Genomic DNA, 23,362 nt, shown 5'->3' with positions numbered 1-23,362 from the left:
CGCGATGAGTGAAGTTGCCCCACCGGCCGCGCCGTCGGCGCCCGTTTCCACCCAGCGCAGCCTGACCGACCCGATCAAGGCCAGCATCCGCGACGCTTACGCCAAGCTGCAGGCCAATACGCCGGGCTTTGCCACGCGGCGCGCACAGAGCCAGATGATCGGCCTGGTCTCCCGTGCCCTGGCCACCTCCGGCGGCATCGGCATCGCCGAGGCGCCCACCGGCGTGGGCAAGAGCCTGGGCTATCTCACCGCCGGCGTGCCGATCGCACTGGCGACCAAGAAAAAACTGGTCATCAGCACCGGCACCGTGGCGCTGCAATCGCAGCTGGTGGAACGCGACATCCCGGCCTTCCTCAAGGCCACCGGACTGGAAGCGACCGTGGCGCTGGCCAAGGGCCGTACCCGCTATCTGTGCACCCGCAATGCCGCCGAACTGGAAGGCGACACCAGTCAGAACGCCATGTTCGAAGACGAGCAGGCGCTGTACGACCGCCCGCTCAGCCCCGTCGATGCGGATCTGGCCAAACGGTTGGCCAAGGCCTACGCCGCCCGCACCTGGAATGGCGATCTGGACGATGCGCCGGAACAGATCTCCGTGCCGCTGCGCATGCGCATCACCACGCCGGCCTCCGGCTGTGCGGGGCGCCGCTGCAGCTACGCGGCGCAATGTCCGGTACTCAAGGCGCGCACCGATGTACGCGAGGCGCAGATCGTGGTCACCAACCACGCCTTGCTGCTGTCGTCGCTGTCGCTGGGCGATGCCGAAAACGGCCAGCCGCTGATCGCCCCGCCAGCGGACATGCTGCTGGTACTCGACGAAGGCCACCACATCGCCGGCGTGGCGATCGACCAGGGCGCGGCGAACCTGCCGCTGGACGAGATGGCCAGGCGCACCGGGCGCCTGCAGCTCCTCATCGCGGCCGCTTATCGCGCAGTGGACAAGGACAAGCTGGGCAACTTGCTGCCCAACGAAGCCATCGAGGTGGCTGCGCGCGTGTCCAAACTGCTCAAGGCCTTCCACGCCGAGGTCGAACGCGTGTGGAAGCCCGAGCCCGGCGAGCGCGATCCGCTGTGGCGCGCGGCCAATGGCAAGTTGCCGCCGCAGTGGGGCCCGGCCATCGAAGAGCTTGGCGAAGAAACCCGCGCACTGTTCAACTGGGTGCATGCCGCACACAGCGCCATTGCCAAGGGAAAACAGGACGATTCCGCGCGCGAACGTCTGCAGCGCAGTCTCGGCCTGGCGCTGGAGATGGCCGAGCAGCAACACAATCTGTGGAGTGGCTGGCGCCGCGAAGACAAGGAAGGTCAGCCGCCGATGGCGCGCTGGATCACCCTCTCGCGCGATGGCGACCTGATCTGCCATTGCTCGCCGGTGTCGGCCGCGCAGGTGCTGCGCACGATGATCTGGAACGAGGTGGATTCGGTGGTGATGACCTCGGCCACGCTGACCGGTGGCGGCGATTTCCAATCCTTCGCCATCGACAATGGCTTGCCCGATCACGCCGAAATGGCATCGCTGGCCTCGCCGTTCGACCTGCCCAACCAGGCCGAATTGATCGTCCCCAATTTTCCGGTCACTCCCGACGACCGCGAAGGCCATCCCAAGGAAGTGGCCAAGTATCTGGTGCGCGAACTAGATTGGAACGCCAAGGGCAGCATTGTGTTGTTCACTTCGCGCTGGAAGATGGAAAAGGTGGCCGACCTGATGCCGTTGGCGCAGCGCAATCGCGTGCTGGTGCAGGGCGAAGGCAACAAGTCGCAACTGATCACCGAACATTTGCGCCGCATCGGTGCCGGCGAAGGCTCGGTATTGTTCGGCCTCAATTCCTTCGGCGAAGGCCTGGACCTGCCCGGTGAAGCCTGCACCACCGTGGTCATCACCCAGGTGCCGTTCGCCGTGCCCACCGATCCGCAAACCTCCACTTTGAGCGAATGGTTGGAAAGCCGCGGGCACAACGCCTTCAATCTGATCGCCATCCCGCATGCGTTGCGCACGCTCACCCAATTCGCCGGCCGCCTGATCCGCAGCTCCAGCGACCATGGCCGCGTGATCATCCTCGACTCGCGCCTGCTCACCCGTCGCTACGGTAAACGCATCATCGATGCCTTGCCGCCGTTCAAGCGGGTGATTGGGCGTTGAAGATCGCCTGGCGATGCTAGTGCCATCATCATCGCATCGCGCAATCTCGCGTGCGACGGTGATGGCGCAGCCGATACGGATGTATCGCGCCGGTTCGGATGTTGCGCGATGCAAGCCAGCGCCGCGCTGTGCAGCTACACAGGGAGCATGGCCAGTCGTACCGCATCGGCATACGCGCAATGGTGTAGCTGCAGCGTTGGAGGATCTCGTGCCGCGGCTCTGCATAATCGGCGCTGCAGACGTGGCCCAGTCCTGCATCGCGCGATGCGCAATGGGCCACTCGCGTCATCCACACTGCGCATGATCCTGCAGCGCAACATTGGCTGCGCGCGATTGAAACTCAGGTCTCGCAAAAAAACGCAATGACGCACGTAGCGCTTGATAATGCGGTTATTTGCTATGTACCGCTCGCGAGTTTGGCGATGCATATCACGCAACGCAGTCATCATCATCTTCCCCTATCGAAGCGATCATAACTAACGACTTCTCACGCTCCGGCCTGCTAGCGATGATTCAGCCTCCTCAAACGAGCTGACGCCATGCGCCCTGGACACCTCATGGTGCTAGCCCTGCTAGCCCCGACGTTGATCGCTCCGCCGGTCTTCGCCCAATCCGTTCTGACCCGCGACAATGGCGCCAAGGTCGGCGATAACCAGAATTCACAGACAGCCGGTGCCACCGGCCCGACGCTGCTGCAGGACGTGCAGCTGATCCAGAAGCTGCAGCGTTTCGATCGCGAACGCATTCCCGAGCGCGTGGTGCATGCGCGCGGCACCGGCGTCAAAGGCGAGTTCACCGCCACTGCCGATCTCTCCAGCCTGACCAAGGCCAAGGTCTTCAGCGCCGGCGAAAAAACTCCGGTGTTCGTGCGCTTTTCTTCCGTGGTTCATGGCAACCATTCGCCGGAGACGCTGCGCGACCCGCATGGTTTTGCCACCAAGTTCTATACCAGCGAAGGCAATTGGGATCTGGTCGGCAACAACTTCCCAACGTTCTTCATTCGCGATGCGATCAAGTTCCCCGACATGGTGCACGCGTTCAAGCCGGACCCGCGCACCAATCTGGATGACGATTCGCGTCGCTTCGATTTCTTCTCGCACGTACCAGAAGCCACGCGCACGCTGACCCTGCTGTACTCCAACGAGGGCACGCCGGCCGGCTATCGCTTCATGGACGGCAATGGCGTACACGCCTACAAGCTGGTCAACGCGCAGGGTGAAGTGCACTACGTCAAGTTCCATTGGAAGACGCTGCAGGGCATCAAGAACCTCGATCCCAAGCAGGTCGCCGCGGTGCAGGCCAAGGACTACAGCCACCTGACCAACGATCTGGTCGCTGCGATCAAGAAGGGCGATTACCCGAAATGGGATTTGTACGTGCAGGTGCTCAAGCCGGAAGACCTGGCCAAGTTCGATTTCGACCCGCTTGACGCCACCAAGATCTGGCCCGACGTGCCGGAGCAGAAGGTCGGCCAGATGGTGTTGAACAAGAACGTCGATAATTTCTTCCAGGAAACCGAGCAGGTGGCCATGGCGCCGGCCAATCTGGTGCCGGGTATCGAACCTTCGGAAGACCGCCTATTGCAGGGCCGTATCTTTTCCTACGCCGACACCCAGCTGTATCGCATCGGTGCCAATGGGCTGAGCCTGCCGGTCAATCGCCCACGTGTAGCGGTCAACAACGGCAACCAGGACGGCCAGGGCAACATCGGCCAGACCACCAGTGGGGTGAACTACGAGCCGAGCCGCCTGGAGCCGCGTCCGCAGGACACCGCTGCGCGCTACAGCGAGCTGCCGCTGTCGGGCACCACCCAGCAGGCCAAGATCACCCGCGAGCAGAACTTCAAGCAGGCCGGCGAGTTGTATCGCTCCTACAGCAAGAAGGACCGTGCCGATCTGGTGCAGAGCTTCGGTGAGTCGCTGGCCACCACCGACACCGAAAGCAAGCACCTGATGCTGTCGTTCCTGTATAAGGCCGACCCCGAGTACGGTACTGGCGTCACCCGCGTGGCCAAGGGCGATTTGGCGCGGGTCAAGCAGCTGGCCTCCAGCCTGCAGGACTGATCCGCCCGACGACATCGCGGCCTGCGCCGCGGTGTCGTCTTTACTTCGGGAGATCCCTATGCGCACCCTGTTGTTTCTGATGCTTGGCAGCGTGTCTGCGATTGCCAACGCTGCGTCGCCTGCATCTGCATCTGCATCTGCATCTGCTGCCAGCGCAACGGCCACTGCCACTGCCACGCCTGAGCAGATCAAGCTGCAACTGCGCGAGTATTTCTTCGACGCCGCGCGTGAGGGCCGCCAGGAGATGCTGGCCGAATTCATCCGTTCGCATTACGACCTCAATACCCGTGACGAGAAGGGCTATACGGCCCTGATCCTGGCCGCATACCACGGCCAGCGGCCGGCGGTGGAGCAATTGCTGAGCGCCGGCGCCGATCCCTGTGCGCAGGACAAGCGCGGCAACACCGCACTGATGGGCGCCATCTTCAAGGGCGAGCTGGGCATCGCCAAGCGCCTGATGCAGGCCGATTGCGCGCCGGACCAGCGCAACAACGCCGGCCAGACCGCTGCGATGTATGCCGCGTTGTTCCAGCGCACCGACGTGCTCAAGGACCTCGCCGCCAAGGGCGCGGATCTCAGCCTCAAGGACGGGCAGGGCAACGATGTGACCAAGCTACAACGCGGCGAATTTGCCACCGTGCCGGCGCGCTGAGCGCGCCAGTCTTGCCTGCCAGGCGCGCCCCTGACAGCGTGCCGCATCGGCCGCGATGCGTCCGTGGTTGCGCTTCACTCACTAGAAGCAACGGGCGGCTGCTCGTGGCCAACGGCCGTGCAGCAGGTTGTAGTCACACGCGCTCTTGTCGCAACGCCCCGGCTCTCGCGAAGACGCCACGCTTGTGGGTGCACGCCGCGCCCCCCGGTCGCTGCATATCCTCCAGCTCTTGCTGCACCTGCCATGTCGACGGCGTCGATCGGGATCGCCGCATCCATCGCAGCACTCAGAACCGCTGTCTGGTACCCCCAAACCGCGCCTGGCAGCGCCGTCGGTTTTCCGCCACGGCCGCGCTGGATCTCTGACAGTGGCGGTGAAATCTTCGCCATTGCGTCAGGATTTTTCTGACGCGCAAACCCTTGTGCGCCAAGGCTTTGACAGAAAACTGAGTACTTGCTGACCTGCTTTAAATCGCCTGGAAAAAATCGCAGAAAACAGTTCAAGAAAGCGCCGGGAACGCCGATGCTGCAGCTATCGCATCGCACCTTGGAACCCCCGGACCATGAAGCTCGATCCCTCCATCCCTTTCCTGATGTCGCTGCTGGCCATGGTGCTGTGCACTGCCGCTGCCGTGGTTGCGCTGGTGTTCGGCCAGGTGCATGTGCTGGCCAAGTCGTGGAGCTTCTACACGGTCATGGGCACTGCCCTGATCACGCTGGTTGCCTCCTACCATGCACTGGGCAAGCCGCTGAGCGCCGAAGAGCGTGTCGGTGTCCGTAACCCGTAAGTTCCGGGTTCGTCCGGGCGCAGCGGTCACCGCGGCACCGGACCTGGAAAGCTCCGCTCGTCACTGACGATGCAAGGCGTTCGCCGCAGAGGCGAACGCAGACAGGCACCGCGCATCCTGCAGCGCTGCCTCCGTTACCGCCCGCACTTGGCGAGCGAGGGAAACTAAAACAGCGTCAACGCGATCTTCGGCGCTGTTGCCGTTGCCGACAGTAAAACGCACCCGTGGTGCTGGCCGCCCAAGCGCGTCACCAGCGCCACTCGCAATCGCGCGTCATGCTCGTCGCCGGCCAGCTGATAGGGGGCGATCCCGTGGCGCAACGAGTGGGCGATCCTGCAGCTAAGTCCCAAAGCAGCCGCTCCAGCCGCCCACTCCGCACCGCCGCAGATTCATCGACGCCCGTGTAAGCTGTTGATCCTGCTTCGCATTCTAATGGCTGCTCGCTGCGGCCACTTCGTCGATGACCGCTTCCGCCGATCGCTACGCCGCCTCCCTGCGCCTGTCCGTCGCTCCGATGATGGATTGGACCGACCGCCATTGCCGGGTCTTCCACCGCCTGTTGGCGCCGTCCGCGCGCCTGTACACCGAGATGGTGCACGCCAACGCGGTGATCCACGGCGATCGCGCCCGCTTGATCGGCTTCGATGCGGTGGAACATCCGCTGGCGCTGCAGCTGGGCGGCAGCGATCCCGCCTTGCTCGCGCAGGCGGCGGCGATTGTGCAGGAGTGGGGCTTTGATGAGATCAATCTCAACTGCGGTTGCCCCTCCGACCGTGTGCAGGCCGGGCGTTTCGGCGCCTGCCTGATGCGCGAGCCGGCGCTGGTGGCCGAGTGCGTCGCGGCCATGTGCGCGGCCACCCACGTGCCGATCACCGTCAAGTGCCGCCTGGGCGTGGACGACGATGACGACTACACGCTGTTTGCCCGCTTTGTCGACCAGGTGGTCGCAGCCGGCGCGGCCATGGTGGTGGTGCATGCCCGGAACGCCTGGCTCAAGGGCTTGTCGCCGAAGGAAAACCGCGAAGTGCCGCCGCTGCGGTACGACTGGGCTTACCGGCTCAAGCAGGAGCGGCCCGGTCTGCCGGTCGTGCTCAACGGTGGCATCGTGGCCGTGGACACGGCCATGGCGCATCTGCAGCACGCCGACGGCGTCATGCTCGGCCGCGCCGCCTACCATGACCCGTACGTCCTGCATTGTCTGGATGCAGCCTTGAACCAGCGGCCCGAGCAATCGCGCGAGTCCTTGCTGCGCGCCTATCAGCCGTACGTGGAATCCCAACTGGCACAGGGTCTGGCCTTGAAGCACATGACCCGGCACGTCCTCGGTCTGTTTCATGGTCAGCCTGGAGGCAGGGCGTTCCGGCAGGTCCTGAGCGAGGGCGCCCATCGCCCGGGCGCCGGTTGGGAACTGGTCGAGCAGGCCCTGGAGCGCACCGACACCCGGTCCTGGCGCGTGGTTGCCTGACGTTGGCCCACCGCTTGCATTCCTGAACGGGCTGCCTGGATCTCCGAGCGTTTCGGTGGCTGCCGCAGCAGGCGCGTCCGTAATACCGCGTGCTCGCCGTGTCGGCCACTCTGATCGGCATTCATTTCACTGAATGCCGTTAACGTGAAGCTAAAAAGTTCAGATCGGATTCACCCCGAAAAATCAAGAATTTGGCTCGATTCCGATGCTCGACCCTCAGGTATGCGTGGTCGATTTCACGAATTTTGAATGTTTCTGAACAACCCGCTAGGATTTGTTTGTGACCCAATTGCACTGCCGCGCTCGCCAAGTCGCTCTGGTTGCCCTCTGGGTTGCCATGGCCGCGCCGTCGGCCTGGGGCCAGGGCTATCCGATGGTGCAGAGCGGACGCGAGGCGATGCCGCCCTCGGCACGCGGCAATAGCCGCACGCTGTCGGACACCATTCGGCATGTGCAGCGGTCTACCGGTGGACAGATCCTGGGTGCCGAGCGTGTGCCGTTCGATGGCGGCAATCTCAATCGGGTCAAGTACATGAAAGATGGGCGCGTGCACACCGTGTATGAGCCGGAGCAGACGCAGGCTGCGCCTGCGCGTAACTTGCCGCCGCCCGACGCGCCACCACGCGACGATAACCACTGAACGTAGATAGTTCTGCGTTCAGTCTTATAAATTCCCCGGCCGCTGGCCGACAACGTAACTAGGGAGAGTGCATGCGTATCCTTTTGGTCGAAGACGAAGCTCCGCTGCGCGAAACCCTTGCGGCGCGTCTGAAGCGCGAAGGCTTTGCGGTCGACGCTGCACAGGACGGCGAAGAAGGTCTCTACATGGGCCGCGAGGTGCCATTCGACGTCGGCATCATCGATCTTGGCTTGCCCAAGATGTCAGGGATGGAGCTGATCAAGGCCCTGCGCGATGAAGGCAAGAAGTTTCCGGTGCTGATCCTGACCGCGCGCTCGAGCTGGCAGGACAAGGTCGAAGGCCTCAAGCAGGGTGCCGACGATTATCTGGTCAAGCCGTTCCATGTCGAAGAGTTGCTGGCGCGCGTCAACGCGCTGCTGCGGCGTGCTGCTGGCTGGAGCAAGCCCACGCTGGAATGTGGCCCGGTCGCGCTAGACCTGGCGGCACAGACGGTGAGCGTCAACGGCGCCAACGTCGATCTGACCAGCTACGAGTACAAGGTGCTCGAGTACCTGATGATGCATGCCGGCGAACTGGTCTCCAAGGCCGATCTCACCGAGCACATCTACCAGCAGGACTTCGACCGTGATTCGAACGTGCTGGAAGTATTCATCGGTCGCCTGCGCAAGAAGCTCGACCCCGATGGCGAACTCAAGCCGATCGAAACCGTGCGTGGCCGTGGTTATCGCTTCGCCATTCCGCGTACCGAAGGCTGAGTCAGCGCGTCAGCGAGCAGGAAGACCAAGTGCCGGGCCGCTCCAAGTGGTATAGACGCTGGCGGCCGCGCTCATTGCAGGCCCGCCAGCTGCTGGCCGCCAGCCTCAGCCTGGTGGCCTTCCTGGCGCTGGCGGGTTACGCGCTGGACGTGGCGTTTGCCGACACCGCCGAGAAGAACCTGCGTGAGCGGCTGAAGAACTACGCCTCCGCGTATGCGGCCAATATCGATTTCGTACGCGACGGGTCGCTGTACATCGGCGGGCAACCGCCCGACCCGCGCTTCGATGTGCCTGGCGGCGGGCTCTATGTTGAAGTTGTACGCCCGGACGAAAGCTGGACCTCGATGTCGGCCGAAGGCCCGAACATTCCGCACGGCCGCATGCTCGAGCCGCGCCAGGAAGAATTCATCGGCCCGCTGGAAATGACCCAGATCGACGGCAGCCTGGGCCAGCTGTATCGCTACGGGCTGGGCGTGAGCTATGTCGAACGCGAGCACGGCGGCGAGATTCCGTACACCATCTACGTGATGGAGGACGCGCGCTCGATGGGTGCGCAGCTGCGCGTGTTCCGTGGTGCAGTGTGGTTCTACCTTGGCAGCGCCGGTGTGGTGTTGCTGGTATTGCAAGCCTTCATTCTGCAATGGAGCCTGCGTCCGCTGCGGCGGGTCATCAACGAGTTGACCAAGGTGCAGCGCGGCGAGATCCAGCGCATGAGCGAGCAGCATCCACGCGAACTGGAGCCGCTGACCGACAGCATCAATGCCTTCATCGAAAGCGAACGCGACAACCTGGAACGTCAGCGCAACACGCTGGCCGATCTTGCGCATAGCCTCAAGACGCCCATCGCCGTCTTGCGCACACAACTCGATAGCGGTGCGTCCGAGCGCGACCTGCACGAAGAGATGGATGTGCAGCTGCGCCGCATGAACGACCTGGTGTCGTACCAGCTGGCGCGTGCGGCGTCCAGCGGGCACAAATTGTTCGCGGCACCATTGCCCATCGAACCGACCGCCGAAGAAATCGTGCGTGGCCTCGAGAAGGTGTATGCGGTCAAAGGCGTGTTGTGCGAATTCGATATTTCGCCCGAAGCACGCTTTCACGGCGAGCCGGGCGATTTGCAGGAACTGCTTGGAAATTTGCTGGAAAACGGCTTCAAGTGGGCGCGCAGCCGGGTGCTGCTGACCGCAAAACCGGGACCCACCACCGGTAGCCGTCGTGCCGGGCTGATTCTGTCGGTGGAAGACGACGGCCCCGGCATCGCGCCGGAAGACGTGGCCAAGATTCTGCAGCGCGGTGTGCGTGGCGACGAGCGTGTGCAAGGGCATGGCATCGGCATGTCGATCGTGCAGGACCTGATCAAGGGCTATCGCGGCGAGCTGCAGGTGGTGCGCTCGCAGGAACTGGGCGGTGCCCGCTTCGATGTGACCCTGCCGCCTGGATTGTGACCGCCGCAGGGCCGATGAACCCGTGGCCAATGTGCGCTGGCGTTCCGACAACCGTTTAACGCCTCACGCGTTGGCTTACCCATACTGGGCGGGCAAGCCGTTGCGATGGAGGGGCTGCATGTTCGAGCAAGTTGGCCAGGCCGTAGGCGTGGATGCGCGCGTCGCGCACGTGCGGCGCACGCGAGGATGGCGTGTGCTGCCGCTGTTGATCGGCAGCCTGTACGCGCTCACCTGCACGGCTGCCGAAACGCCGCTGACCCCATCGCAGATGCGCTGGCTGCAGCGGGCCACCTATGGGGTTGATGCCAGCAGCGCGACGCAGCTGACACGGCTGGGCCCCAAGCGCTATGGTGCGTTGTTGTTGCAGCCCAGCGACGACGCTGCGTTGCCCGCGCCGGTAGGCGCGCAGCTGCAGCGCTTCGACGCATTGCATACCCCGCTGGTGGCGTTACTGACCCAGTACGAAGCCGACAAGGTCCGCCTGCAATCCATGCCCGATGGCGATGAGAAGGTTGCCTTGCGCAAGGAATGGCAGGCGCGCGGTGGTCAGATGCTGGTGCAGGCGCGGCAGGCGCAACTGTTGCGCGCGGTGTACGCGCCGGATCAACTGCGCGAGCAACTGGTGTGGTTCTGGCTCAATCATTTCAGCGTGTATGCCGACAAGGCCCGGGTGAAGTGGATGGCGGCCGACTACATGGAAAACGCGATCCGCCCCAATGCCACCGGCAAGTTCGCCGACCTGGTGATGGCCACGCTGGAAAGCCCGGCGATGCTGGAATACCTGGACAACGCCAAGAACGCCAAGGGCAAGGTCAACGAAAACTACGCACGCGAGTTGATGGAACTGCATACGCTGGGCGTGCACGGCGGCTACGGCCAGCAGGATGTGCAGCAACTGGCGCTGATCCTCACCGGCGCGGGCCTGGTGCCGATCAAGGCCAATGGCGCGCCGCCGTTGCCGCCTGCAGCGCCAGGGCAGGCGCAGGTCGTGCGCAAGGGTCTGTTCGAATTCAATCCGGCGCGTCACCAACCCGGCGACAAGATACTGCTTGGCCAGCGCATTGCCAGCGGTGGGCTGGATGAGATCGAACACGCCGTGCAGGTGTTGGTGCGCCAGCCGGCCTGTGCGCATTTCATTTCGCAGCGTCTGGCCGAGTACTTCGTCAGCGACGCCCCGCCTGCGGCGCTGGTGACGCGCATGGCCAATACCTTCCAGCACAGCGATGGCGATATCGCCAAGGTCATGCAGACCATGCTGGCGTCGCCGGAGTTTGCGCAGGCGCAACCGCGCAAGTTCAAGGACCCGAACCGGTTCGTGGTGTCGGCGATGCGGGTGGCGTACGAGGGTCAACCGGTGATCAACGCCGCGCCAATGGCCAGTTGGGTGCAGCAGCTGGGTGAACCGTTGTTTGGTCGCATCACGCCCGATGGTTGGTCGCTGCAGTCGCAGGCCTGGACCAGTTCCGGGCAGCTGGCACGCAGGTTCGAGGTGGCGCGTTCGATCGGCGGCGCACCGAAGCAGTTGTTTCGTCTGGAGGGCGACAACCAGACGCCGATTCCTGCGCCGGTGCAGATCGATACGCACCCCTCGTACCGCTGGTTGGCGCCATCACTGTCGGCCGCCACACGGCAGGCGCTGGAGCAGGCGCGCTCGCCTGTCGAATGGAATGGGTTCTTGCTGTCGTCGCCAGACTTCAATTATCGCTAAGGCCATGGCGCCGAGTCGGATCTGCCGATTCAAGGCCCACGCGTCACGTTCGCAGATGCAACAACAACCGATCCAGCGATCCAACGAATGCCAGGCGCTCAATGCCGCGGGAGTACACCATGCAACGACGTCAATTTCTGCTTGCCTCTGCCGCCGCTGCAAGCATGCCGTGGGCCGGCCGTCTGTTCGCTGCGCCACGCGATAGCGCACGCATGCTGGTGGTGTTTTTACGTGGCGGCTACGACAGCAATAATCTGCTGGTGCCGCATGGCAGCGATTTTTATTACCAGTCGCGGCCGAGCCTGGCGATTGCGCGGCCAGATGCCGCCAATCCAAACAGTGCCCTGGCGCTGGATGCGCAGTGGGGTCTCAACCCGGTGGTAGGCCAGACGCTGCTGCCACTGTGGGAACGCAAGCAAGTGGCCTTCGTGCCGTTTGCCGGCACCGACGATCTATCGCGCAGCCACTTCGAAACCCAGGACGATATCGAATCCGGCCAGGCCGGCAAGCACCGCGATTACCGCTCCGGGTTCATGGCGCGCCTGTCTGGCGTGCTCAGTGGCGTGCCGGCCATCGCGTTCACCGATTCGTTGCCGCTGACGTTCCAGGGCGGTGGCGATTTACCCAACGTGTCGTTGCGGAGTATCGGCAAAGGCGGGCTGGATGCACGGCAGGCGCAGATCCTGTCGCAGATGTACGACAGCACGCCGCTGGCCGCCGCTGCGCGCGATGGTCTTGCATTGCGTCAGCAGGTCACCGCGCAGTTGCGCGAAGAGATGGAGCAAGCCGGTCGTGGCGCCGCCAGTGCACGCACGTTTGCCGATGAAACCCGGCGCATGGCGACCTTGATGCGCGAGCGCTATCGCCTGGGGTTCGTCGATGTCGGTGGCTGGGACACGCATGCCAACCAGGGCAGTGTGGAAGGTGGCCTGGCCAACAACCTGCGCAATCTCGGCGAAGGGCTGGCTGCCTATGCCGATGCGTTGGGCCCGGCCTGGAACGATACCGTGGTGGTGGTCATCTCCGAATTCGGCCGCACCTTCCGCGAGAATGGCAGCAAGGGCACCGATCATGGCCATGGCACAACGTACTGGGTGCTGGGCGGTGGCGTGCGCGGCGGCCGCATCGCTGGCGAGCAGGTGGCGGTCGAACAGGCGCAGCTGCTGCAAAACCGCGATTACCCGGTGCTCAACAACTACCGCAGCCTGTTCGGCGGAATGCTCGGCCGTCTGTGGGGGCTGTCGCCAGCGCAGTTGGAACGGGTATTCCCAGGTGCCAAGCCACGCGATCTTGGATTGGTGTGAGTGTGCATGGCGAGCGATCGCACCGTGCGTGGTATCGACAGCCGGCTTGTGTCGATCCCGCGGCGTCTGCTTCGGGCGACGGCTGCAGGTTGCTCCTGCCAAGTGCGATACCGCACGCCGCTCCGCGACGCGGCACATCAACGTTGCATTGAATCTGCAAACGGTGAGCGCCCGTAAAACCGTTCCAGGTGCAAGGCGACCTGCGGCATCGTGCGCAAAAGCACGCGCGGTGCGGAGAAATGATATTCGCTGACCACTGCGAAGAATTCCTCCGGGGCTTCGGCGGCATACGGATCGATCTCGGTGTCTTGACCCGCATCGACGCGTTGGCAAAACAGATCGTAGGCATGCTGGAAATCGCGCGCCCAGGCGCGTTGCGCATCGCGCGGCAGGGGCGGTGTGCCGTCGAGCGCGCCATCCAGTGCATCGAGCTTGTGCGCCATCTCATGCACGATCACGTTGAAGCCTGCCTGCGGGTCGTCCAGGTCGGCTTGCACATCGGCCCAGCTGACGATCAACGGACCTTGCTCCCAGGCTTCGCCGATCAGGGTGTCGTCCCAGGCATGCATCACCCCGGCCGCATCCATGTGGGTGCGCTGCACGCGGAACGCATCCGGGTACACGATCAGCTGCGACCAGCCGCGCCAACCGGCGGCGCCGATTTCCAGCAGCGGCAGGCAGCAGGTCGCGGCCAGCACGAGTTGATCGTTCGGTTGCAGCTGCAGCCCGTCGACAGGCGAAATGGTCTTTTGCTGCAGGAACTGCGCGGTCAATGCGCGCAGGCGTTGCTGGCGGAGTGGATCGAGCGCGGCGACCCAGGCGCAACTGCCGCACAGCCGCTGCCACAGCGCATCAGCAATGTCGGGAGGCGGCCGGCGCAGCCAGCGCATCAACCACTGGATCAGCGGAACATGCCCGGCAGGAAACTGTGCCAGCGCGGCATCGTGCGCATGCGCGGGAACAACGAATCGCCATCGCTGCCACCGCCGCCGCCGGTGGACGGCGTGGCCTTGTGCGGGCTGTTGCGTGCCGGTGCGGCTTCGGGCGCCGGTGTCCTGCCGCGCGCGGCCGAGTTGGTGCTGATGCAGCTGTCATGATCGCCGTCGATCAGCTGGTCCGATGCCAGGGCGGCAAGCGGAGCCAACAACAGGAGCAGGCAAACCGTGATTCGGCGCATCGTCCACATCCAGGGCAAGCGGCGTGAGTCGCCGATCATAACGCGCTTTTCACTCCCTCACGCAAGCCGCGCTGGGCGCCCGGGAGGGCTTGGCGCATACTTTGGCGGATGGATTCGGGGACTTTGCGCGCAATGCACTGTGAGATGAAAGGCGCCGGCGGCCGGCAGTGCGGCGCCGGCGCTGCGGGAGATTGGTCGGGCGCGCGCGCCGGTCAGCCGCAGGGCGCATGCCCGGTGCGGTCGGTCACCGAGCCCACCGCACGCCTGGTCTGGGTTGTCGATGTTGCATCACGCGCGTTGCCTCGGCGGCGCGCCGGCCGCGTCGCGCAGGCATTCCTCCCGGGTGCTGCAGCCCGCGCCGTTGCCACCTCACGCCGCATCGCCCGCCGCAGCCGTGGATGACCGTGCGTTGCTGGCCAAACTCGCCGGTGGCCGGTTGTCCGGCGATGCGTTGGCGCGCGATGCCGGGCTGACCCGCGCGGCGGTGTGGAAGCGCATCCAGAATCTGCGTGCGGCCGGCGTCGACATCGAAGGACGGGCCGGTGACGGCTATCGCCTGGCCACGCCCTTGGATCTGCTGGACGCGGCGCGTATTCGCGCCGGCATGGCCCCCGGTGCGGCAGCTGGGCTGGCGGCGCTGGATGTGGCCTGGACGCTGGAATCCACCAACACCACCTTGCTGGCGCAGCCGGCGCCCGAACAGGGCGTGGCGGTGCTGCTGGCCGAGCGTCAGACCGGCGGCCGTGGCCGGCGCGGGCGTCAATGGACCTCGCCGCTGGGCGCGCATATTTATCTGTCGGCGTCGCGCCGTTTCAATGGCGGGCTGGGCCAACTCGCAGGCCTGAGCTTGGCCGTGGGGGTCGCAGTGGCCGAAGCCTTGCGTGGTTGCGGGTTTGCCGATGTCGGGCTGAAGTGGCCCAACGATCTGCTGGCGCGGCAGCGCAAGCTGGGCGGCCTGTTGATCGAAGGCGGCGGCGAGATGGCCGGCAACGCGCGTGCAGTGATCGGGCTGGGCTTGAACGTGCACATGCCGGCGACCGCAGCGGCCAGCATCGACCAGCCCTGGATCGACCTGGATACCCTGGCCGGCGGCCCGGTGTCGCGCGACCAGGTGACGGCAGCGGTGCTGTCCGGGTTGCTGCCGGCACTGGACCTGTTCGAGGCGCAGGGGCTGGCGCCGTTCCTGGGGCGTTATGCAGACCTGGATGTCTTGCACGGGCGTACGGTGCAAGTCGAGGAAGCCGGCACCCACCATCGTGGCGTCGCGCTCGGCCTGGCGGCCGACGGCGCGTTGCGGGTGCAACTGGGCGAGACAGTGCGCCTGTTCCACTCCGGAGAAGTGAGCGTGAGACCTGCATGAGCGAGTGGTTGTTCGACCTGGGAAATTCGCGCTTCAAGTACGCGCCACTGCACGGCAACCGTGCCGGCCAGGTGCAGGCGTGGGCGCATGGCGCCGAGGCGATGGACGCGGCGGCGCTGGCGGCGCTGCCGTCCGGGCGTATTGCGTATGTTGCCAGCGTGGCCGCGCCGGCATTGACGCAACGCATGATCGCCTGCCTGCAGGAGCGCTTTACGCAGGTGCGCATCGTGCGGACCACCGCCGAATGCGCCGGCGTCCGGATTGCTTATGCCGACCCGAGCCGCTTCGGCGTGGACCGCTTTCTGGCGTTGCTGGGTGCGCGGGGCGATGCCCCGGTGCTGGTGGCCGGCGTGGGCACCGCACTGACCATCGACGTGCTCGGCGCCGACGGCCTGCACCGCGGCGGCCGCATCGCCGCCTCGCCGACCACCATGCGCGAAGCGCTGCATGCGCGCGCGGTGCAACTGCCGGCCAGCGGCGGCGATTATGTCGAGCTGGCCGTCGACACCGACGATGCCTTGACCTCCGGCTGCGATGGCGCGGCGGTGGCGCTGATCGAGCGCAGCCTTCAGCACGCCCAACGCAGCCTGGGCGTTCCGGTGCGGCTGCTGGTGCATGGCGGTGGCGCGCCGCCGTTGCTGCCGCTGCTGCCCGATGCCTCGTTCCGCGCGGCCCTGGTGCTGGACGGTCTGGCGACGTGGGCGACCGCTGCGGCGTCCCCGTAGAATCGGCGCATGTATGTCCGCGCGCTCATCGTCGTTTTGATCGTCCTCAATGCCGGGGTGGCGTTGTGGTGGGCCTTGCAGCCGCCACCGGCACCACCGCCGGCGCCGCTGCAGCCGACCGGTGTGGCGCGGCTGGAATTGCTGCCGACAGTGACCGGTGCTGGCGGGCCTGGGCTGCCTGCTGCAGCGCGTACGGGATCGGGGTCTGCGGCAGAGAGTGCGTCGACAGCACCGGCGCCATCGCCATCGACAGCATCCGGGCCTGCATCGGTACCCACGCCGACCACGCCGGCAGTTGCCGGTCCCGCCGCGCCAACGTCTGCAGCGCCGCCACCGGCCACCACTGCCGCAGCGCAAGCGCCGCGCGGCACAGCGGAAGCGTCGGCAGCGGCGAACGCTGCGATGAAACCGACCAATGCCGTCGCCGCGACGGCGGCACAACCATCGCCCGCCCCATCCCCGCCTGCCGCGGAGCGCTGCGCCAGCCTGGGACCTTTTGCGGCACGCGCCGATGCCGATGCGGCGCTGGCACGCGTGCGTGGGCAGGCCAGCCGCGCCAACGTGCGCGAGGACAAGGACGCCGGCATCAGCACGTTTCGGGTGATGTTGCCCAACGTGGGCGATCGCGCGGCCGCGCAGGCCCTGGTCAAGCGCATTGCCGCGGCCGGGATGGGCGACTACTACGTGATCGCGCAGGGCGAGGACAACACCGTGGCGCTGGGCCAGTACCAGAGCCGCGAGCGCGCCGAGCGGCGTCAGGCCAGCCTGGTCGGCGCAGGATTCCCGGCGCAACTGGTGCCCAGCGGCAACGGGCAATCGCGGTGGTGGATCGATGTCCGCACCAGTGCGGCCACCAACGCCCTGCAAGGGGCTGCCGGTGCCGCCCGTCAGCGTTCGCTAGATTGCGCCGCGCTGCGCTAGAATGCGCACCGGCGCGCAACGCGCCTGCCTTCGCCGGCATAGCTCAGTTGGTAGAGCAACCGCCTTGTAAGCGGTAGGTCCCCAGTTCGAATCCGGGTGTCGGCACCATCCTCGATCCACGCAAGCGTGGCAATCACGCTCGACGTTGCTGCTGTTGGAGCACGCGATGCGGTGTGGGATCTTTGCATCAACCGGTTACCAGGCACGATGGCGCGTTGCCTGCCGCCATCTGTCCCAACGTACGTTAGCGTGCCCAGCGTTTTGTAAGCCGGAGGGTGCGTCGCGCTCCGGTTTTTGAGCGTGCTATCCACGCTCACTTTGAAGGCTGCTCGCCCCGTTCGGTCGCCGCTTCAAGTGGCGTGCACCATGGCACGCGCATCGCGCGATGTTGATCGCGCCATGCGAGGTGCAGCACTCAGGCCGGGCGGCCGCCCGAGAGCAGTTCCAGCGCGGCCTTGCCGGTGTCTGTGTGTGCATCGCCGCTCAGTCGGTCGGCCAATGCGGCCACGATGATGGCGTGGGCCTGACGCAGCACGCTGTCGGCATCGGCGCTGGCGTCCACCACGTGTTTGCCGGGCAAGTCCAGCGCGGCAAAAATCGTGCGGCAGCGTTCCAGGTTGTCCTGGGTTTCGAAGTGGTTGGGCGCATCGCCACGGGCGCGGATCCGGGCCAGGCCGGTGGGTGGGGGCAGGTCGAGCAGCAGCAGTACGTCCGGGCGCGGCGCGAAGGCGTTGCGCTCCAGGAGTTCGTCCAGCGGCAGACCGGCCGCGCCCTGGTAGGCCACCATCGAGGGAAAGTAGCGGTCCAGGATGACGATGTCGCCGCGTGCCAGCGCGGGCGCGATCAAGGTGTCCACGTGTTCGTGGCGGTCGCGGATGAGCAGCTCGGCTTCTTCCTCCGCACTCAGGCGGCCGGTGGCGGCGGACTGGCGCAACTGGGTGCCCCATGGGCCGTTGGTGGGCTCCTTGCTCAGCACGACACGCGCGCCGGCCGCGTCCAGGGTGGTGGCCAGGCGGCGGGCGAGCGTGGTCTTGCCGGCGCCGTCGATGCCTTCGATGGCGATCAGCAAGCCGCCGGGCTTCAGTTCGATTGTCATCGCGCTACTTTAGCTGATCGTGGCGATGAACCTAACCGGCAGCAGGGCGATGAAGAGCGTGCAGTCTGCGCGACACGCGCCTGGCAAAACTCAGCCGCAGGAGCACATGGCATACGCGACGATGCAGCGACAGCGTTGCGGTGACGCGCCCGGCGGCGCGCGACGGGAGGAAACAGAATGAGTTGACGTGCGCTGTGGCGGATATTGCCAAAGACTTATCGCCGGTATGTCCTGCGCGATGTCGGAAATGTCCCGATATCCTGGCTTCTGGCTGCGGGCCATACTGAACAAGTCAGACACACTGCACACGCGTCTCGCGACTGAGTCGTGTTTTTGGCTTCAAGGAAGACGGACGCGTCGCCGCCACCCTAGAGGCGGCATCCCCCGCGTGACGCCCGCTCAGGCACCGTCGTGACCAGATTCCTTGTCTTGCTGGCCGTACCCGGCGCCGGCGCCAGGCGCGCTTTCGATCAGCTGGTCGCCGAGGTGTAGCGATAGGACAGCAGCGACTTCACCAGGAAGGTGATCTGGGTGGCCGAGCGCGCATCCACGCGCATGACCGGTACGCGGAAGCCTTCGGCCACCAAGGCCTCGCGAAAGGGCGGCACCAGGAAATCCTCGACTTCATCGGTCATGGTGATGCCCACCGCCAGGCTGGCCTCGGGTGCGATCTGCGAAAACTCGCGCAACAACTCCAGCGTGGCTGTGAGCATCTGCGGGTCGCGTGCGTTGGTCAGCACGATCACACCCAGCGCACCGTCGCACACCAGCGGCCACATGAAATCCAGGTATTTCTGACCTGGCACACCGTAGACATGCAGCAGCTCGCCGTCTTCCAGCTCGATCGAGCTGTAGTCCAGCGCGACGGTGGTGTAGGTCTTGTCGCCGTAGGCGTCCTGGCTGAGCGGCATTTCGGTGCTGACCGGCTCCACATCGGAGATGGAGCGCACTGCGGTGGTCTTGCCGGCGCCCATGCCGCCGACGAACACCAGCTTGTTGGCTGGAAGACTCATGACTGCGCCTGGAAGAGGGAAAGGCCGAACCGACGTGCGACCCAGGAAAAGAACCGCGTGTTGCCGCCATCTGGGCGGCGCTGCGTTGCAGGCACGGGAATCTCCGCAGTCTGGGCAAGGCCGCTGGCAAGTGCAGCGGCGAACAGGCATTCCACCGTTTGCAGCGGCAGCTTGCAAGCATTGGCCAGCGCCTGTGGGCGCCAGGGGCGTGCATGCAGGTGGGCGATGGCCAGCAACTGGGCTGGCGAGCTGGTCTCTGCAGTCAACTCCGGCCACTGGCGCAATTGCAGCGCATGGCCGGGTTCCACTGCCGGCAGCGCCTGGCGCAGATGCTCGGGCAGGGCGAAAAACAGCGCTTCGAAGGAAATGCGTTGGGGCAACGCGGTCGCGGCAAGGTCGGGCACGACGTGCCAGCCCGAGCGGTCCAGCGCGGCGATGACCTGCGCCAGCGCCACGCCAGCGGGCAACTGCACGCAGCCATTGCCCGGGTCCACACGCACCTGCAACTGCGCATGCTGCAGCGTCGCTGCGCCGGCACCGAATTCGCCACGGCAGTGCCGCAGCAGCAATGCCGGCTCCGCGACCGGGGTAGCGTGCGGCGAGGACAACAGCAGGCGCATGTGTTCGTTGAGTTCGCGCACGGTGGCGCCGTGCTTGATCCAAGCGCCAGCCACGGGCGTGCGCGACACCACCAGCACCCGCACCGGTTGACCCTGCAATGCCTGCCAGGCGGCCAAGCCATCGGCGCTGTCCAGGCCCAGTACCACCACATCGGCCGCGTGCTGCGGCCATTGGCCCAACTGCACGTCGATGCGGTCGGCGAGCAGCAGCGAGCACGCCAGTTTCAGGCGTGTGGTGTGCAGCAGGTCCAGGCCGGCCGTGGCGACCCGCATGGCGTTGATGGGTGTGGTCATGAGCTGGCGCCGTAGCGGCGCATTGGATTACGAGATGCCTGCCGGTCTGCACCGGCAGGCTGGATCAGGCGATGCGCTGGCACCGCGCTGTCGGCATCAACCGAAATCGAGGGTCTTTTCGAACGCCTTGAGCTCGTGACGGGCCATGGCCAGGTTGGCCTTGGCACGGTCCAGCACCACGTACAGGAACAGCGTGCTGTTGCTTTCCAGCGGGCGCAGCAGGTGGTACTGGCGTGCAAGCGTGATCAGGATGTCTTCGATGGTGTCGTTCAGGCCGAGCTGTTCGGCGATGCGGCGCTTGGCGCGCACCACTTCGGTGTTGCCGGCCGCCGCCAATTCCAGGTTGAGCTCGGCACCGCCGGTCATGCCCAGCGCCATGCCGCTGTCGCTATCGACCAGCGCCGCGCCGACGAAGCCGGCCAGCGAATGCAGGTGTTCCAGATTGAGTTTTGACACGTGTGGTCCTTGGAAACGATGAGGAATGGGTGCCTTGCGGCATGCACGAACAGTGCCAGGTGCTCAGCCTTGCGGCGGGGTCAACACGGTGGCGAGGCGGCCGGCGCAATCGCGCGCATTGAACAACAGCGCAGCGGCATTGATGTCGCCACTGCCCACTGCGGTGAGCGTCAGCGGCTTGTCGGCGCGGATGCGGATCAGCACCAGCTGCCCGGCACGCGTGCTGACGGTGGCGTAATCGGCCTCTTTCAGGCTGGATTCGCGCGCCAGGGTCTCGCCCAGGGTCAGGAACGAATTGGCCATCGCGGCAAGCCGGCGACTGTCCACGTCCAGGCTGGAACGCTCGGTGATGGCGCGCCCGTCGGCCGTGGAAAGCATCAACAGGCGGATGCCCGGCTCACGTTCGATGGTCTGCGCAAACTCGTGACCGATGCGCTGCAGATCGTAGAAATGCAACGCCCGCGGGACTTCGCCTACGGCAGCCTTGACGACCTGGTTGACGGCGTTGTGCGGCATGAAAATCCCCCTGTTGCGTGATGGCCCGGGCGCGTACGTGCGTGGTGTGCCGCGCCGGGCGGCGCACCATACCACCCGGATCCGAGCAGGCTGTCACGCTCGCCCGTGGTGCTTAACTGGGCGGTCAGACAGGCAGAATCGGCAAAGTCCGGTGCGCCACAAAGTGCCTTGGTACGTCACGATAGCGGCGCGACGAGGCAGATCTAAACCTCGCGTTTGCTCGCACTGTTCAGTACGGGCGACATGCGTGCTGCGCTGCCGCGCGTCACTGTGCGGGCGGGCAACTAGACTGCACGGCTTTATCGATACTGGAGCAATGCATGGCAACGCAGTACGTGCCGGTTTCCTTGATTGGCGTTCCCACCGACATCGGCGCGGGCCACCGCGGCGCGCGCATGGGGCCGGAGGCGCTACGCATCGCCGGCCTGCAGGAGGCGCTGGTCGGCCGCGGCGTGGAGGTGCGCGATCTGGGCAATCTGGATGGTCCGCGCAATCCCTGGCAGGCGCCGCAGGCCGGCTACCGGCATCTGGACGAAGTGGTGGCGTGGAACCAGGCGCTGATGGACGCCAGCTACGCCGAACTGCGTGCCGGGCGCATGCCGATCATGCTCGGTGGCGACCATTGCCTGGGCATCGGCTCGATCACGGCGGTGGCCAAGTACTGCCGCGAGCAGGGCAGGCCGTTGCGGGTGCTGTGGCTGGATGCGCATTCGGATTTCAACACCAGCGAGGTGACTCCTTCGGGCAACGTGCACGGCATGCCGGTGGCCTGCCTGTGCGGGCTGGGGCCCGAGTCGCTGACCCACCTGGGCGGCAGTGCGCCGGCGTTGTTGCCCGAGCAGGTGCGGCAGATCGGCATCCGCTCGGTGGACCCGGAGGAAAAGCGGCTGATCAAGCAGCACCGCATCGATGTGTACGACATGCGCTACATCGACGAAGCCGGTATGAAGCGCACCATGGAAGCGGCGTTGCAGGGCATGAGCGCCGATACCCACCTGCACGTGAGTTTCGATGTGGACTTCCTCGACCCCAGCATCGCGCCGGGCGTGGGCACCACGGTGCCCGGTGGCCCCAACTACCGCGAGGCGCAACTGGTGATGGAAATGATTGCCGACACCGGGCGCATGGGCTCGTTGGATATCGTCGAACTCAACCCGGTGCTGGACAACCGCAATGCGACCGCCGAACTGGCGGTGGATCTGGTCGAGAGCCTGTTCGGCAAGTCGACGCTGATGCGGGATTGATCCGGACCGAGCGCACCGGGACGCGTTCACATCAAATCCACGGCCGCGCAGTCAGATTTGGCGCCAAGCCAGGTGCGCTGGCACCGTGATAGAACGAGGACAAGCGATGAAGCGACTGCTGACACTGATGGTGCTGGGCCTGTTTTCGGCCGGCGTGATGACGGGCTGCAACACCGTGGCCGGCGCCGGCAAGGACATGCAGGGTGCGGGCGACAAGGTCGAGAAAACGGCCGAAAAATGCAGCGACGGTAAGTGCTGATCCGTCACATCGCGTGGCCCTGTTGAATTGATCGATCTGCGGCAACGCGCCGCTTTACCCCTGAGGAGTGTGTTATGAAGCGTGCAATTGTGCTGCTGGTGCTGTCGATGTTGTCGGTGGGAATGCTGGCGGGTTGCAACACCGTCGCAGGCGCCGGCAAGGACGTGCAGGGCGCTGGCGAGAAGGTGGAAGACGCAGCGCGTAAGTAATCCGACGCCGCATGCAAAAAAACGGGCCGCAAGGCCCGTTTTTTGTGCGTGCTTTACGTACAAGGCGGCCTCCGTCGACGCATGCAACATGCAGTGCGACCAGCGGCGGGAGTAGGCAACGGTTCAGTGCGGTGATCGGCGGTTTGACACCTTTTGATCCCGGACCAACGCCCGCGTGGGCAGGCTGGCGCCACGGTCAATCGCGACCGCATCAGCGGAGTCATCGCATGAACAGTGACATCATTTCCGGCAAGTGGACCCAGTTGAAGGGCAAGGCCCAGGCGAAGTGGGGCGATCTTACCGACGACGATTTCAAGGTTGCCGAAGGCAATGCCGAATATCTGCAGGGCAAGCTCCAGGAGCGCTATGGCTGGGACCGCGATCGCGCCCAGACCGAAGTGCGCGCGTTCGAAAAGTCGTTGCGCGACGACACCTGAGGGTGCGCGGGTCTGCCGCCGGTTGAGGCGAGCAGCTTGCAGACGACGGGCCGCCTGGTGCGGCCCGTTCTGCGTT

General features: G+C 65.3%; 24 protein-coding genes and 1 tRNA gene. 18 read left to right on the top strand and 7 right to left on the bottom strand.

Features of this window, described 5'->3' with window-relative positions; genetic code table 11:
• The first annotated feature begins 4 nt into the window (after positions 1-4).
• The 10 genes from dinG (at position 5) to ACDH77_RS18855 (ending at position 12,959) form a co-directional block, all read left to right on the top strand.
• Complete coding sequence (gene dinG / locus ACDH77_RS18900; protein WP_057681239.1) at positions 5-2,140, top strand: ATP-dependent DNA helicase DinG; 2,136 nt, start codon at positions 5-7, stop codon at positions 2,138-2,140.
• Between the two features lie 557 nt (positions 2,141-2,697).
• Positions 2,698-4,203 (top strand): catalase KatB, encoded by a 1,506-nt coding sequence (katB, locus tag ACDH77_RS18895; protein WP_029820646.1) that lies wholly within the window; start codon positions 2,698-2,700, stop codon positions 4,201-4,203.
• Between the two features lie 58 nt (positions 4,204-4,261).
• Entirely contained in the window at positions 4,262-4,855 is a 594-nt protein-coding gene (locus tag ACDH77_RS18890; RefSeq protein ID WP_008576463.1) for an ankyrin repeat domain-containing protein, read from the top strand.
• A 562-nt stretch (positions 4,856-5,417) separates the two neighbouring features.
• Complete coding sequence (locus tag ACDH77_RS18885) at positions 5,418-5,642, top strand: hypothetical protein (protein WP_008576462.1); 225 nt, start codon at positions 5,418-5,420, stop codon at positions 5,640-5,642.
• A 460-nt stretch (positions 5,643-6,102) separates the two neighbouring features.
• Positions 6,103-7,107: a tRNA dihydrouridine(20/20a) synthase DusA gene (gene dusA, locus ACDH77_RS18880; RefSeq protein WP_031424694.1), complete on the top strand. Its 1,005-nt coding sequence runs from the start codon at positions 6,103-6,105 to the stop codon at positions 7,105-7,107.
• A gap of 274 nt (positions 7,108-7,381) precedes the next feature.
• Positions 7,382-7,747, top strand: a complete 366-nt coding sequence (locus ACDH77_RS18875) for a hypothetical protein (protein ID WP_031424692.1) — start codon at positions 7,382-7,384, stop codon at positions 7,745-7,747.
• Positions 7,748-7,818: 71 nt separating this feature from the next.
• Entirely contained in the window at positions 7,819-8,502 is a 684-nt protein-coding gene (locus ACDH77_RS18870) for a response regulator transcription factor (RefSeq protein WP_002808458.1), read from the top strand.
• Between the two features lie 74 nt (positions 8,503-8,576).
• Positions 8,577-9,947, top strand: coding sequence for an ATP-binding protein (locus tag ACDH77_RS18865; RefSeq protein WP_031424689.1), 1,371 nt, complete (start codon positions 8,577-8,579; stop codon positions 9,945-9,947).
• Positions 9,948-10,065: 118 nt separating this feature from the next.
• A complete protein-coding gene (locus tag ACDH77_RS18860; protein ID WP_031424687.1) occupies positions 10,066-11,655 on the top strand; it encodes a DUF1800 domain-containing protein in 1,590 nt (529 codons plus the stop codon).
• A 119-nt stretch (positions 11,656-11,774) separates the two neighbouring features.
• A complete protein-coding gene (locus ACDH77_RS18855) occupies positions 11,775-12,959 on the top strand; it encodes a DUF1501 domain-containing protein (protein WP_029820642.1) in 1,185 nt (394 codons plus the stop codon).
• A 137-nt stretch (positions 12,960-13,096) separates the two neighbouring features.
• Here the strand turns inward: ACDH77_RS18855 and ACDH77_RS18850 are convergent, their stop codons facing one another.
• Both ACDH77_RS18850 and ACDH77_RS18845 read right to left on the bottom strand, forming a co-directional pair.
• Positions 13,097-13,852: a zinc-dependent peptidase gene (locus ACDH77_RS18850; RefSeq protein ID WP_029820641.1), complete on the bottom strand. Its 756-nt coding sequence runs from the start codon at positions 13,850-13,852 to the stop codon at positions 13,097-13,099.
• Between the two features lie 8 nt (positions 13,853-13,860).
• Positions 13,861-14,175 carry a hypothetical protein gene (locus ACDH77_RS18845; protein WP_008576447.1) on the bottom strand — a complete coding sequence of 105 codons (315 nt, stop codon included), beginning with the start codon at positions 14,173-14,175 and terminating at the stop codon, positions 13,861-13,863.
• Positions 14,176-14,479: 304 nt separating this feature from the next.
• Here ACDH77_RS18845 and birA point away from each other — a divergent pair, with 304 nt between their 5' ends.
• The 4 genes from birA (at position 14,480) to ACDH77_RS18825 (ending at position 17,250) form a co-directional block, all read left to right on the top strand.
• Positions 14,480-15,496: a bifunctional biotin--[acetyl-CoA-carboxylase] ligase/biotin operon repressor BirA gene (gene birA, locus ACDH77_RS18840; RefSeq protein ID WP_031424681.1), complete on the top strand. Its 1,017-nt coding sequence runs from the start codon at positions 14,480-14,482 to the stop codon at positions 15,494-15,496.
• Complete coding sequence (locus ACDH77_RS18835; RefSeq protein WP_014091334.1) at positions 15,493-16,221, top strand: type III pantothenate kinase; 729 nt, start codon at positions 15,493-15,495, stop codon at positions 16,219-16,221. Before birA ends, ACDH77_RS18835 begins: the two co-directional genes overlap by 4 nt.
• Positions 16,222-16,230: 9 nt before the next feature.
• Complete coding sequence (locus ACDH77_RS18830; RefSeq protein WP_080721248.1) at positions 16,231-17,142, top strand: SPOR domain-containing protein; 912 nt, start codon at positions 16,231-16,233, stop codon at positions 17,140-17,142.
• A gap of 32 nt (positions 17,143-17,174) precedes the next feature.
• A tRNA-Thr gene (locus ACDH77_RS18825) sits at positions 17,175-17,250 on the top strand.
• A gap of 307 nt (positions 17,251-17,557) precedes the next feature.
• Here ACDH77_RS18825 and tmk read toward each other — a convergent pair.
• The 5 genes from tmk to ACDH77_RS18800 form a co-directional block, all read right to left on the bottom strand.
• Entirely contained in the window at positions 17,558-18,238 is a 681-nt protein-coding gene (gene tmk / locus ACDH77_RS18820; RefSeq protein ID WP_011348915.1) for a dTMP kinase, read from the bottom strand.
• A 470-nt stretch (positions 18,239-18,708) separates the two neighbouring features.
• Positions 18,709-19,251 (bottom strand): GTP-binding protein, encoded by a 543-nt coding sequence (locus tag ACDH77_RS18815; RefSeq protein ID WP_003486615.1) that lies wholly within the window; start codon positions 19,249-19,251, stop codon positions 18,709-18,711.
• A complete protein-coding gene (locus ACDH77_RS18810; RefSeq protein ID WP_008576439.1) occupies positions 19,248-20,165 on the bottom strand; it encodes a hypothetical protein in 918 nt (305 codons plus the stop codon). The genes ACDH77_RS18815 and ACDH77_RS18810 overlap by 4 nt, the downstream gene beginning before the upstream one ends.
• 96 nt (positions 20,166-20,261) lie before the next feature.
• On the bottom strand, positions 20,262-20,621 hold the full coding sequence (locus ACDH77_RS18805) for a hypothetical protein (RefSeq protein ID WP_003486613.1): 360 nt from the start codon (positions 20,619-20,621) through the stop codon (positions 20,262-20,264).
• A 63-nt stretch (positions 20,622-20,684) separates the two neighbouring features.
• On the bottom strand, positions 20,685-21,137 hold the full coding sequence (locus ACDH77_RS18800) for a roadblock/LC7 domain-containing protein (RefSeq protein ID WP_008576438.1): 453 nt from the start codon (positions 21,135-21,137) through the stop codon (positions 20,685-20,687).
• Positions 21,138-21,457: 320 nt separating this feature from the next.
• Between ACDH77_RS18800 and rocF the strand changes: the two genes are divergently transcribed.
• The 4 genes from rocF to ACDH77_RS18780 all read left to right on the top strand — a co-directional run bounded on the left by rocF (position 21,458) and on the right by ACDH77_RS18780 (position 23,286).
• Positions 21,458-22,381: an arginase gene (gene rocF / locus ACDH77_RS18795; protein WP_008576436.1), complete on the top strand. Its 924-nt coding sequence runs from the start codon at positions 21,458-21,460 to the stop codon at positions 22,379-22,381.
• A 106-nt stretch (positions 22,382-22,487) separates the two neighbouring features.
• Positions 22,488-22,640 carry an entericidin A/B family lipoprotein gene (locus ACDH77_RS18790; RefSeq protein WP_011348912.1) on the top strand — a complete coding sequence of 51 codons (153 nt, stop codon included), beginning with the start codon at positions 22,488-22,490 and terminating at the stop codon, positions 22,638-22,640.
• Between the two features lie 74 nt (positions 22,641-22,714).
• Positions 22,715-22,849: an entericidin A/B family lipoprotein gene (locus ACDH77_RS18785; protein ID WP_005914328.1), complete on the top strand. Its 135-nt coding sequence runs from the start codon at positions 22,715-22,717 to the stop codon at positions 22,847-22,849.
• A gap of 227 nt (positions 22,850-23,076) precedes the next feature.
• Positions 23,077-23,286, top strand: a complete 210-nt coding sequence (locus ACDH77_RS18780; protein ID WP_003486601.1) for a CsbD family protein — start codon at positions 23,077-23,079, stop codon at positions 23,284-23,286.
• The last annotated feature ends 76 nt before the right edge of the window (positions 23,287-23,362 follow it).

This window comes from Xanthomonas axonopodis pv. maculifoliigardeniae (assembly GCF_041519315.1).
GTDB lineage: Bacteria > Pseudomonadota > Gammaproteobacteria > Xanthomonadales > Xanthomonadaceae > Xanthomonas > Xanthomonas euvesicatoria.
The sequence above is the reverse complement of the archived record's forward strand: the minus strand, read 5'-3'. Positions and strand labels throughout refer to the sequence as shown.